The sequence below is a fragment of the Aeribacillus sp. JST-2 genome, assembly GCF_056032925.1.
On the sequence record NZ_JBVVUU010000062.1, the window covers coordinates 1 to 11,452 of the forward strand.

Genomic DNA, 11,452 nt, shown 5'->3' on the forward strand with positions numbered 1-11,452 from the left:
CTCTTTGATGACTTGTAATTTAAACTCCTTGGAGTGTTTGGTTCGTGTCATGTTGTTTAGCCTCCTTGGTACATTAAGCAGTATATTATTTTTTACTCTTATTGTCCAAGTTCATTTAGGGGCTAAATAGTCAACATTTCTTCCTCCTTCTTGAAGTTGGTGTTCAAAAACAAACATAACATCGAAAATAAGTGATATAGATATAATTTTTTCCTAATCTCACCCCCCAAGAATACAAATTCTTGATATATATCAATTCAAGTATAGTTAATCGTTTAACTATACTTGAAAAAAAGACCTTTATTCTTAGTTGTAAAACATGTTGAGAGGAATCGTATATGTTATTTTTTATTTGCCGTTTCTTCCATTCAACTTATTCCAACGGCTTTAGACGAAGGTGTTAAGTTATTACTAATCGGATTATGGTTTAGCTTGTCCATTGATGCGGTTTCCATTGCTGTTTGAGGGTTTTAGCATAGCCATTTGCTATTTTTTTGACTCTGTTGTCTGAATAGATGCGACAGAATCTCTTTCAATTAATTCACAACGCAATTTTTTCAATTTGTCTAGATCAGGGGATTTGTTATTAATTAAATCAACGATTACTTCCGTCGACAGCTGCCCCATTTTACGAAGCGGCAAACTCATGGTGCTTAGTTTCGGAAAATAGTATTGACTGCATTCCCGGTTATCAAAGCCAATGATTGAAATATCTTTCGGCACATCCAAGCCAAGATCCTTACAAGCCTCAATAGCGCCGCCGGCCATTAAATCATTCATTGCCAAAATCGCAGTCGGACGGTCTTTTAATTCAAGCAGCTCTTTCGTCATTTTGTACCCTGATTCATATTCCCAATCCCCTGTTTTAATATATGCAGGGTTGAACATCAATTGATGTTTCTTCAGCGCTTCATAGTAGCCGGTATATCGTGAATGGGCCGGAATTGAATCGATTAACCCACTAATAAGCGCAATCTTTCTATGCCCTTTTTGGATTAAATAATTTGTTGCATCATAGGCCGCTTGCTCATCATCATAATTAATGGAATATTGATCATCAGACGTTGTATAGCAGTAAGTAAAAACGATCGGCTTATTAATTTTTTTAATCACTTCTGTTACATCACGTGTATGCATTCCAATATAAATGATTCCGTCAACTTTTTTACTTAACAGTTCATCTACTAGTTTAGAGGCAATTTCTTTACACTGTTCAACATTGCTAAAATTATGGCCAATCCGCTTATGCAGCCTCATGTTTGTTAAAATAATGGTAAACCCCATTTTTTCTGCATATTCGTTAATGCCATCTATAATTTCAGGGGAATTGAACACTGTAATGTCTTCAACGACAACTCCAATTGATTTTGTTTTTTGCATTTTCAGACTTTTTGCGATCTGATTTGGACGATAATTTAACTCTTCAATTACTTTCAATACTCTCTTTCGAGTTTCTTCACTTATGTTACCGGTTTCATTTAACACGTAAGAAACAGTTGCCGTTGAAACATTTGCTTTCTTCGCAATATCTTTAATCGTAACCATGAATCCCCCCCCAAATCCAATTTAAACGTTTAACTTGTTTTTATATTATACAACTTCACGATAATTATCAACCTTTTTTTTCATACATATATCCTAATTCTTTCTTCTTAATTTCTACCTAAAAATAGAAATTTCCAGGTGAAGTGGATTTGATCGTACTTAAAAAAAATATAATATCAGACGTTTTTGCCCGATAGACGGGCTTAAGTGCTTAATTGTTTTGTTCATAAACCTTAGGATGTTGTGGAGTGAAAACATTGATAGGAAAGTTTACAGAAGTCCCATGTCTATTTTTTAAAAGGCAATAAAAAACCGGCAATCGGGAAAAGGACGTGGAAAAGACATGATGTGATGGAAAATGGGGTAGCCTCCCCTCAATCTGTAAATGTCAAAATAAGAATGTACAATTTTGATTGTATAGTGATGTAAAAAATGATTTTATGGATAATTATGTTATTAAATGGTGGATAGTATAACTTGACATGGAGCCTCTACGGGCATGACTTACGAGCCAAGAAGCCAGCAATATCAATAGCTGGCTCCGCCTAACAAGGCTATCATGCCCGCCTCTCCATGTAAAGTTGCCCTAAGGCAATGAGAGAAACTATATAGCTTTAAACAATCATTTTTGTACATAGTTAAATTAGCATTTCCACTCAATCCATTTTCTGGATATAAAGAAGGGAGACGTCCCCGCTTGAATTCAGGCCTATCCTGTCAAACCCCTTTTAACCCGCTTCGAATAAATTGGACAGTGTACTCCAATTCTTTTTCATCATCCCATGGAAAGTCCGGCATAACGACAAAGCGGGTAATGAAAAAGCCAACAACCGTGTTAACCGTCAACCGAATAACAGTTTCAGTGGGAAAATCGCCTATTTGCCCATTTTTCTTAAAATGGTCAACAACTTTTTTAAACCTAGGCAAAACTGTTTCCGTAAAAGCGGCGCGATATTTTTCTTGAATTTCTGTATGGAACGCCATTTCCTGCAAAATGATTTTTAACAGAGGAACATTGTTTTTAACAAATTGATAGCGGTTGTAGATTAATTTCCTTAACAGGTCTTCAAAATCATCAAGGTGTTTATCTTGGAAAACCTCATTGATAAACTTTTCAGCAAAAAAGGGGACAACAAATTTTATAATCATCGGTGAAACGATGGAAATCAGCAAATCTTTTTTTGTTTTGTAATGACGGAAAATCGTTCCTTCCGCCACTCCGGCTCTTTTGGCAATTTCGCTCGTGGATGTCGCAGCATACCCTTTTTCGGCGAAAATTTCAACTGCCGCTTGAAGAATTTTTGCCTGCTTTGGTGTTAAATTGTTATCTGCCGCCTTCATTAGCTCGTTCATAAAATCTTGCTGCTCCATACGCTTTCCTCCTCATACTCTCTACTATTGTTATAACCTGCGATGTTTTCTCAATGCAAATATATTTAAAACATAGAAAAGAAGCGCAAAGCCGATTAGTATAAGCAAATCATGCCAAAGATCGGATAAGTTCTTTCCCTTGATCATGATTTCCTGCATGGCATCCGCTCCATAAGTAAGCGGCATAAATTTACTTAACACTTGCATCCACTCTGCCATAGTCTCCAAGTTAAAGATCCCCGAGAAAAATACTTGCGGGATAATGACAAGCGGAATAAACTGCATGATTTGCAACTCATTATTCGCAAAGGCTGATAAAAGGGTGGCAAGCGTCAGCGCCGTGATCGCCAGTAAAAAAGTGACCACTGACAGCTGCCAAAAATCCCCTGCCATCCAAATATCAAGTACATATACGGAATAAGCAACAATAATGAAAGATTGAACAATCGTGAATAAGCCAAATCCCAACAAATAGCCTGTTACAATCTCCCATCTTTTAATCGGCGTCGACAACAATTTTTCTAATGTCCCTTGTGTTCTTTCCCGCAAAAATGAAATGCCGCCTATAATAAAAACAAAGAAAAAGACGAAAAAACCGATTAGCACTGAACCTATTTGATCAAATAGATTGAAATTGTCAGAACCATAATAATATTCAACAGCCGGCTGCACATTGTTTTGCCCTGACAGGGAGCTGAAAGCGGTTTGAATCACGTTCATGACCGCTGAATTGGCTGTTGGGTCGCTCCCTTCCAGCAAAACATATGGAAGTTGATTTTTTACCGTGATAAACGCATCTAATTCCCCTTTTTGAAAAGCCTCCTTCGCTTCACTTTCGGACATTTGAACAACGTCTTCCTCCAATTCGTTTTGTAAAGCTTGCTGAAACGGCTGAGGGAGATTTTCCGCAGCTATTTTCGGCTCATATGGATCGCCGTCCAGCACCAGCCAGATAAGGGTGATAACTAATAGCGGCGCAAAGACCAATAACGCGATCGACCGTTTATCCCTTAACAACTGCCTTATAATTCGGATGACAACCGCTGCTATCTTCATTTCTCGTCCCTCCCGTATGCTAAAAAAGCTTGTTCAAGTGAATCAACCTTTTGGTTTTTCTTTAACTTTTCCGGCGTGTCGCAAGCAATGACATAACCGTCCCTTAACATGGCCAGACGATCACACTTTTCCGCTTCGTCCATGACATGGGTCGTAACCAAAATGGTCATCCCGTTGTTTTTTAGTTTCCTTAATTCATGCCATATCGATTGGCGAAGCACTGGATCGATTCCAACCGTCGGTTCGTCTAAAATTAATAGATCCGGTTTATGCATGATCGAAGCCGCCAGCGACAACCGCCTTTTCATCCCGCCTGAAAAATGGCTCACCACTTTGTCCCCATGCTTGGTTAAATCGACCATTTCTAAAACTTCTTGAATCGCTGCCTTTCGTTCTTGTCGTTTTAACCCGTAAATAGCAGCTAAAAATTCCAGGTTTTCTTTAGCGGTCAACTCATGGTAGAGGGCATCTGATTGAGCCATATAGCCAATTGATTTCATTAACTCGAGTGAAGGAACTTTTTGACCTTTGATCAAAATTTCTCCTTGATCTCCTTCAAGAATTCCTGCCATCATTTTGACTAATGTCGTTTTACCGGCGCCGGACGGACCGAGAAGCCCGAAAATCTCTCCCTCATTTACGTCCAAATCAATATTTTTTAGAACTTTTTCCTTCCCGAATGAAATCGCAGCTTTACGGACAATAATCATTGAGGCCATTTTTTCCCTTCCTTTCGTATAAAATGAGTGAGTACTCACATACATTATAGATGACCAAATGAATTTTGCGAAGTGAGTAATCACTCATTTCTGCGAATAATAGAAAAAATTTTTTAAAACAAACTCGGCTTTAATAGTTATCTTTAAAAAAACTGACCGCTGCGGATTCAAACAAAAATGGTCCTGCCCTGCAGCAGCAACCAGTATTTGAACTAAGAAAAACCATCTTTTTAATGCTTGCTTCCATACAAATTGAATGAGGAACGAACATCAGAAGATGCGCTTTTTTGCACAAATTATGTCCATTAATATGCAGGAAAAATCGGGGCAATCGGTTAGCTATTGACTGATTTAGCGTGTTTTGCAGGAACGACTAGATGAAGATAGCCTTGGTATTCGTTCCTTAGAGGAAAATAAACAAGCATTTTTAGTTATTTTACATAATGATTAAAGGAGATTTTAGATACAATACACATTCAATAAAAATGGTTGAAGTGATACTATATGGGCAAGTGGTACTGTAAAAACAATAATGATTGATTCAATATAATAATTCTTCTCATGCGGATTTCTGTTTACGGATAAGCTGACATATGTGACTTTCAAATTCTTACAGTTGAAAGAAGTGAAAAAGGATGAGCCTAGAGGCATTAAACAAACAAGTGAAAACCGATCTTTCCTATCTCGCCTTCGGAGGTCCAAGCTGGGTGCGAACGCTAAAAAAACCTGAAGGGCATGTCTACGATGTCGTGATCGTCGGCGGCGGCCAAAGCGGCTTAGGTGCGGCTTTCGGTCTTCTACGCGAGCGGATATCCAACATTCTCGTCATTGACGAAAACCGAGAGGGCTTGGAAGGACCGTGGGAAACCTACGCCCGTATGGTGACTTTGCGAACACCTAAACATTTGACCTCCATCGACCTTGGGATTCCTTCCCTAACCTTCCGCGCTTGGTGGGAAGCACAATTCGGACCGGAAGGCTGGGAAGCGCTGGACAAAATTCCTCGGGGAGACTGGATGAATTATTTGCGCTGGTTTCGGAAAGTTCTCAATCTGCCCGTCATCAATGAAGTGAAGCTGAAGCTGATAGAGCCGACTGATGAAGGGATTCATCGGCTTCATATTGAAGGAACGGGTGCACCATCGGACATATTGCTCGCACGAAAGGTTATTTTAGCCACGGGAATTCAAGGCGGCGGCGAATGGCATGTTCCTCCTTTCATTGCTGAAAAATTGCCGCGTCATCTCTATGCCCACTCCTCAGAAGCAATTGATTTTAAAGCACTACAAGGGAAAAAGATCGGAATTTTGGGCGGCGGCGCATCTGCCTTTGATAATGCCAATTTCGCCTTATCAGAGGGTGCGGCAGAAGTTCATGTCTTTGTTCGCCGCAAGGAATTGCAGCGTATTAATCCGATCCGCTATATGGAAGTTTCCGGTCTAATCGAACATTTCCAAGCTCTATCGGACGCTGATAAATATGCAATCATCGCTCATTTCTTTAAATATAATCAGCCGCCGACCAACGATACCTTCGGACGCGCAGCCGCATGGCCCGGTTTTCAACTGCACTTAGGAGCGCCATGGCTTGATGTTGAAGCTGCAGATCAGGGTGCTGTAGTGACCACACCTCAGGGCAAGTTCACCTTCGATTTTCTGATCATCTGCACCGGACTCGTCACTGATCCTGCTTTGCGTCCGGAGCTGAGACTTGTCGAAAGCCACATAGCTCGTTGGGGAGACCGCTATCATCCCCCGAAGGAGTTGGCCAATCCAATGCTTGATGCCCATCCTTATCTCAGCCCTGGTTTCGCTTTTATAAGCCGCGATGAAAAGGGCAAAAAACTTCTGTACGGACTTTTCGCTTTCAACTATTCGGGTTTGATCAGCTGCGGTATTACGGCAGCTGCTCTTTCCGGCTTGAAATACGGGATACGCAGGCTCGTATCTGAAGTAGCGGATCAGCTTTTCTTAGATGATCGTGAAAAGATATTGAAAGACTTCTTTTCCTATAACGAAATCGAATTTGTCGGGGAATGGACTAAAAAGGAGTAAGGCTTTAGAATAACCGTTGGTGGTGTGGGGGCTGTCTCAAGTTGATTTTTCAGCTAAGAGGCGCCCCTTTTTTCAAGCAACATTTTTTCGGACAGCTGTTTGCATGGAATTTATGACCGGAGAAAGCAGCCTTTTAACACTCTTTAAAAATAAATAAGGTGAATCGAATCAAAGTTCGATCCACCCAATTAAATTTTTTCAGTTCCCTTCGAGCAATTAATGGACCACAGCTGGACCAATTAATGCTGCTGGTTTTTCCCCTAAAGCCAGCTTGCTAATGTTTGTATAGCTAATATGTTTATATGATTGCAGCAATTGTTTTAATTCCGGAAATCTTTTATCTGCTTTTAGTTTTTCAATTTCCTGACGATAGATGGACATTACATAATCATCCTGAAAATTCGGTTGGAATTGATCCGGGTCTTCATCCATCAGCAAAGAACCCATATATTGATATCCATACTGTAATTGACGGGTCAAATGGATGATATTTAAAAATTTCCGATATATAGGTGGTGTTGTTTCCTTTAAGTTTTCGATAGCAGCTTGGGCATTTTTCAACTCATGGTAACTAGATGTTATGATCATACTGTATCATCCCTTTGTTCCGTTTAATCCCATGGTTTTTTTAGTGAAAGTCTGGACACAAGTTCTTTATTTTTTTGTCTTTTTAACTTGCGAATCTTTTCACGTTCTTTTCCTGTTTCGTAAAGATATTTTTCTTCCTCTGTTTCTGGAATAACAGGCGGAACTTCCAACGGTCTTTTATTTTCATCCAGGGGAACAAATGTAAAAAATGCAGTAGCCGCAATTCTCCGCTTCCCAGTTTCAAGATCTTCTGCAATCACTTTACAGAAAATCTCCATTGATCTTTTACCTGTATAGCTAACAAACGATTCAATACAAACCGAATCACTTACCCGGATCGGTTCAAGGAAATTAACGGAGTCAGTCGATGCTGTAACACATTCCTTTACCCTTGTATGCCTGCGGGCGGAAAGCGTCGCACATGCATCCATCTTCTTCATTAAAACTCCGCCAAATAATGTATGATAATTGTTCAAATCATTAATGAGCACTTGATCGGTTTGAACAACACGTGTTTCTTTCATTTTTTTTGCTTCCATTATGATCACCTTGCAAATAAAAATACTTTTGAAGCGTACGCTTCATCCGCATTTAGAATTTTTACAAAGAGAATTATAATATAGTTGGTTTGCAAAGATACAATGCCAATCCTATATACAATTCATTACAAAATAGTATGGAAGCGCTCTTTAACCTGCACAAAATAAAAAGCTTCCCTTATCATGATATGATCCCCTTATAGTAGACAGAAAAAAGAAAGCCCATTAATCTGTCTACTATGGAGGGGATTTTTCTATGGGGAAAATACGAAAAACATATGATGCAAAGTTTAAAAAGAAAGCTGTGGATTTATATTTGAAAGAGGGCATGGGATACAAAGCGGTGGCAAAAGAATTGGGAATTAGTCATTCCATGGTACGTCGATGGGTGAAACGCTATGAACAGGAAGGAATACAAGGTCTGGAGGAAAAACGGGGCAAAGCGAAAGGACCAAATAAAGGAAGACCGAGAACTCGCCCAGAAGATCCTGAAACGAAAATCAAGCGTCTTGAGGCGGAAGTAGAGATGCTAAAAAAGCTCTTAAAGAGGTGAAAGGGGGAATGGAAGCAGTACCAGCTCACAAGAAGTTCACGATCATTCAAGAAATGGCCGGGTGTTATGGTTCGATTCAACTATTATGTGAGATAGCAGGCGTGTCTCGAAGCGGATATTACAAGTGGGTAAAACGACAGGAACGCCCTTCGCAGAAGCACTTGGAAGACGAGCAGCTAAAGGAAAAAATCAAACAGTGCCATGAAGAAGTGAAAGGAATCTATGGGTATCGGAGAGTCAAAGTTTGGCTGAAACGGAAACACAAACTGGATATCAACCATAAACGAGTACAAAGGCTGATGAGGGAGATGGGAATCCGGGCGGTGATTCGGAAGAAACGACCTTATTACGGAAAGAAAGAGCCTTATGTGATTTCAGACAACCATCTAAACCGAGATTTCCACGCGTCAAAGCCAAACGAGAAGTGGGTGACAGATATTACCTATTTAATTATTAATGGGCAAAAGCTCTATTTGTCCGCCATTAAAGATCTATACAACAATGAAATCGTAGCCTACCATATCAGTCAAAGAAATGACATCAAACTGGTCATCGACACGCTAAAAAAGGCCATAAAAAAACGGAATGTAAATGGACTCCTCCTACATAGTGATCAGGGGTTCCAATATACATCCCGTCAATACAACAACCTACTAAAAAGATATAATATAAAGGCCAGTATGTCCAGGAAAGGAAACTGTTTGGACAATGCCTGCATGGAAAACTTCTTCAGCCATTTCAAGGCAGAGTGTTTTAATCTGTACTCCTTCCGCACGGCCGAAGAGGTGAAGGATGCCGTACACAATATATTCGTTTTTATAACCATCAACGTTTCCAAAAGAAATTAAATAGCCTGAGTCCTTATGAATATAGGACTCAGGCTGCTTAAATGTGCTTTTTTATTCCTGTCTACTTGACAGGGGTCACTTCATCAAGAGGAAGCCTTCTTATTGTTGACTCAATTTGGATTAGGAATCCTGGCCGGGATTAGCTGTCGACAGCTTTACTTTTGCAAATCGGATAAATTCCTTTGCAATCTGTGATAAGTTTGCATCCTTTCTCCAAATCATTGCCAGATTCCATTCAATGTCCGGATTGGTGACGGTTATCGTTTGAAAATCATCTGATAGTTCTAAACATGTACTTTCAGGCAGCAAAGTAATACCTATATTGTAAGCAACCAATTCTTGAATAAACTCTAATTGTGATGTTTCCGAAACAATTTTCGGTTGAAAGCCAGCTTTTCTACAAGAATTGATGACAAGATTTCTTACCTCAAAATCCCGGTTGAACATAATAAAGTCCTCTTCTTTCAGTTCCTGCAAAGACACTTCCTGTTTTCCGGCAAGACGATGAGACGAGGAAACAACTAGTTTTAATTTTTCATTCACAAACTTAATACTTTCGAGATGTTCATTTCTTTCAGAAAGAACGACTACCCCAAAATCCAATAAATTATTGAGAACCTTCTCTTCAACTGGCTTTGAACCATCCTCTTCCAATAGGAATATCACCTCTGGATATTCTTCATGAAACGAAGCAATCAGTTTTGAGAAGAAAATCGAATTGGTAATCGTAGGAAGTCCAATGCGAATTTGTCGCTTTTTTAGCGTAAACATTTTATCAAGTTCCGTATCCAATTGCTGCAGCTGATTTTCAATTTTTAAAGCATGTTTTTTTAAAATACGACCTGCATCCGTTAATATCAGCTTTTTTCTAGTACGGATGAAAAGCGGTGCTCCAATTTCATCCTCCAACGATTTGATAATTCTGCTAAGAGCAGGCTGCGTCATGAACAGATTCTCAGACGCAGTGGTAAAATTGCCGGTACGTGTAACCTCAAGAAAACACTTCAATTGTTTAATTTCCATTAAATCAAACACCTTATTACATTTTAATGATAATAAAGTTTACCATACTTTTGACTGTAGCACTTCACATTTGTTTTATCAAATAGGCGAAACATAAAGCTTTGATGTTAGACTAAAAAATTGGACACGGAGAACAGAGAGACGATAATAAGCATAATTAGATACCCGATTGCTAATGGCATTTAAGAAATGGATTTTTTGGCAATAAAGAGTTTGCATATTCACCATTACATGGAGTACGGGTAAGATTAGCTTGTTTCCCTTGCAAAACCCTATCGCTTGCCCCTTCGCAAAAACTCATTCCGTTAGAGGCTCCAAGTCAAGCGATATAAAAATGAAAAAATTGAATGTTTGAATTTGCCACTTAATACATTTTTTAAATTTGTTTGGTGGCGATGAAATTACGAACAACACTTGGTGTTCCTTACGATTTCATTTGGGCTACTGGTGCAATTGCAACAAAAATAGGATGAGAATCCTCCAGCCCATTTAAAAAATCATATTTATTTCCTAAAAAAAGAGCGGTTTCACTTACTTATTTTAGGATTGCTAAACACGACTTTATATGTAGGTTGTTCTTTTTCACCCCTAAATATGCGGATTCCAGTATTTTTAATTTATCTATTACCATTAATCCATTCGTCGTTGCATTTCTTTCAACTAAGCTTTTGAATAGATAGCTAAAAAGAAAAGAATGAGCAGAGATGTGCACTTCCGCTAAAGGGCTGGTTTGAAAAATACCGGTACCGTCAAGAATTTTGTGTAATGTAATGGGGTAGGGTTTCTCTGAAATGAATTTGGAATGAATAGGGAACTAGTTTCCTCCACACAAAACTATGTTCGGCATCTTTTTTATAATCTGCGACCCATTTATGAAGAGTTTTTGGTGAAATATCGAGTTGTCTTGCGGTTTGAGTGACCGCTTTTCCTTCCTCATCACTAATTTTACTGCATGTATCAAAACGTCTAGCCATTATAGACACTCCCTATGATTGATAGATTTACTATACATTTCTCTATTCGTTGTGTCTATAATCTAGACTAACATCAAAAAAATATAAATAAAAACCTGAAATTTCGTCTCTTCACCATTTTCTGTGATTTGTACACGAACCTTGCATCATGTTAGCTGGATTTAGATGTCAATCAGACCGTC

At 39.0% G+C, this 11,452-nt stretch carries 11 protein-coding genes and 1 pseudogene; 4 read left to right on the plus strand and 8 right to left on the minus strand.

From position 1 onward, the window contains the following. Window positions 1–486 precede the first annotated feature (486 nt). From AC0KTX_RS15895 to AC0KTX_RS15910, 4 genes are all read right to left on the minus strand, one after another. The gene (locus tag AC0KTX_RS15895; protein ID WP_474253062.1) at window positions 487–1,545 is read right to left on the minus strand and encodes a LacI family DNA-binding transcriptional regulator; all 1,059 of its coding nucleotides are present in this window, start codon (window positions 1,543–1,545) and stop codon (window positions 487–489) included. Between the two features lie 717 nt (window positions 1,546–2,262). Then, window positions 2,263–2,916, minus strand: coding sequence for a TetR/AcrR family transcriptional regulator (locus tag AC0KTX_RS15900; RefSeq protein ID WP_474253063.1), 654 nt, complete (start codon window positions 2,914–2,916; stop codon window positions 2,263–2,265). 30 nt (window positions 2,917–2,946) lie between these two features. Further along, window positions 2,947–3,972 carry an ABC transporter permease gene (locus AC0KTX_RS15905; protein WP_474253064.1) on the minus strand — a complete coding sequence of 342 codons (1,026 nt, stop codon included), beginning with the start codon at window positions 3,970–3,972 and terminating at the stop codon, window positions 2,947–2,949. Further along, a complete protein-coding gene (locus tag AC0KTX_RS15910; protein WP_474253065.1) occupies window positions 3,969–4,691 on the minus strand; it encodes an ABC transporter ATP-binding protein in 723 nt (240 codons plus the stop codon). Before AC0KTX_RS15910 ends, AC0KTX_RS15905 begins: the two co-directional genes overlap by 4 nt. Before the next feature lie 635 nt (window positions 4,692–5,326). Here AC0KTX_RS15910 and AC0KTX_RS15915 point away from each other — a divergent pair. Further along, window positions 5,327–6,745 (plus strand): NAD(P)-binding domain-containing protein, encoded by a 1,419-nt coding sequence (locus AC0KTX_RS15915; RefSeq protein ID WP_340789932.1) that lies wholly within the window; start codon window positions 5,327–5,329, stop codon window positions 6,743–6,745. 216 nt (window positions 6,746–6,961) lie between these two features. Here AC0KTX_RS15915 and AC0KTX_RS15920 read toward each other — a convergent pair whose 3' ends face one another. Further along, window positions 6,962–7,333: a hypothetical protein gene (locus AC0KTX_RS15920; protein ID WP_474253066.1), complete on the minus strand. Its 372-nt coding sequence runs from the start codon at window positions 7,331–7,333 to the stop codon at window positions 6,962–6,964. 23 nt (window positions 7,334–7,356) lie between these two features. Next, complete coding sequence (locus tag AC0KTX_RS15925; protein ID WP_474253067.1) at window positions 7,357–7,872, minus strand: acyl-CoA thioesterase; 516 nt, start codon at window positions 7,870–7,872, stop codon at window positions 7,357–7,359. Between the two features lie 256 nt (window positions 7,873–8,128). Here AC0KTX_RS15925 and AC0KTX_RS15930 point away from each other — a divergent pair, with 256 nt between their 5' ends. The 3 genes and pseudogenes from AC0KTX_RS15930 to AC0KTX_RS15940 all read left to right on the plus strand — a co-directional run bounded on the left by AC0KTX_RS15930 (window position 8,129) and on the right by AC0KTX_RS15940 (window position 9,314). After that, window positions 8,129–8,425: a transposase gene (locus AC0KTX_RS15930; protein WP_474253068.1), complete on the plus strand. Its 297-nt coding sequence runs from the start codon at window positions 8,129–8,131 to the stop codon at window positions 8,423–8,425. An 8-nt stretch (window positions 8,426–8,433) separates the two neighbouring features. Then, window positions 8,434–9,234, plus strand: a pseudogene (locus AC0KTX_RS15935) (IS3 family transposase); the annotation flags it as partial. Then, on the plus strand, window positions 9,234–9,314 hold the full coding sequence (locus AC0KTX_RS15940) for a hypothetical protein (RefSeq protein ID WP_474253071.1): 81 nt from the start codon (window positions 9,234–9,236) through the stop codon (window positions 9,312–9,314). The pseudogene AC0KTX_RS15935 and the gene AC0KTX_RS15940, both read left to right, overlap by 1 nt. A gap of 79 nt (window positions 9,315–9,393) precedes the next feature. On the opposite strand, the gene AC0KTX_RS15945 is transcribed toward AC0KTX_RS15940, so the two are convergent. Continuing rightward, window positions 9,394–10,296 (minus strand): LysR family transcriptional regulator, encoded by a 903-nt coding sequence (locus AC0KTX_RS15945; RefSeq protein ID WP_474253069.1) that lies wholly within the window; start codon window positions 10,294–10,296, stop codon window positions 9,394–9,396. A 749-nt stretch (window positions 10,297–11,045) separates the two neighbouring features. Then, window positions 11,046–11,270: a transposase gene (locus tag AC0KTX_RS15950; RefSeq protein ID WP_474253070.1), complete on the minus strand. Its 225-nt coding sequence runs from the start codon at window positions 11,268–11,270 to the stop codon at window positions 11,046–11,048. Window positions 11,271–11,452 lie beyond the last annotated feature (182 nt).

Excerpts from the sequence above, each read along its gene's own strand:
- AC0KTX_RS15895 (WP_474253062.1), bottom strand. The coding sequence starts at position 1,545 with ATGGTTACGATTAAAGATATTGCGAAGAAAGCAAATGTTTCAACGGCA.
- AC0KTX_RS15900 (WP_474253063.1), bottom strand. The coding sequence starts at position 2,916 with ATGGAGCAGCAAGATTTTATGAACGAGCTAATGAAGGCGGCAGATAAC.
- AC0KTX_RS15905 (WP_474253064.1), bottom strand. The coding sequence starts at position 3,972 with ATGAAGATAGCAGCGGTTGTCATCCGAATTATAAGGCAGTTGTTAAGG.
- AC0KTX_RS15910 (WP_474253065.1), bottom strand. The coding sequence starts at position 4,691 with ATGGCCTCAATGATTATTGTCCGTAAAGCTGCGATTTCATTCGGGAAG.
- AC0KTX_RS15915 (WP_340789932.1), top strand. The coding sequence starts at position 5,327 with ATGAGCCTAGAGGCATTAAACAAACAAGTGAAAACCGATCTTTCCTAT.
- AC0KTX_RS15920 (WP_474253066.1), bottom strand. The coding sequence starts at position 7,333 with ATGATCATAACATCTAGTTACCATGAGTTGAAAAATGCCCAAGCTGCT.
- AC0KTX_RS15925 (WP_474253067.1), bottom strand. The coding sequence starts at position 7,872 with ATGGAAGCAAAAAAAATGAAAGAAACACGTGTTGTTCAAACCGATCAA.
- AC0KTX_RS15930 (WP_474253068.1), top strand. The coding sequence starts at position 8,129 with ATGGGGAAAATACGAAAAACATATGATGCAAAGTTTAAAAAGAAAGCT.
- AC0KTX_RS15945 (WP_474253069.1), bottom strand. The coding sequence starts at position 10,296 with ATGGAAATTAAACAATTGAAGTGTTTTCTTGAGGTTACACGTACCGGC.
- AC0KTX_RS15950 (WP_474253070.1), bottom strand. The coding sequence starts at position 11,270 with ATGGCTAGACGTTTTGATACATGCAGTAAAATTAGTGATGAGGAAGGA.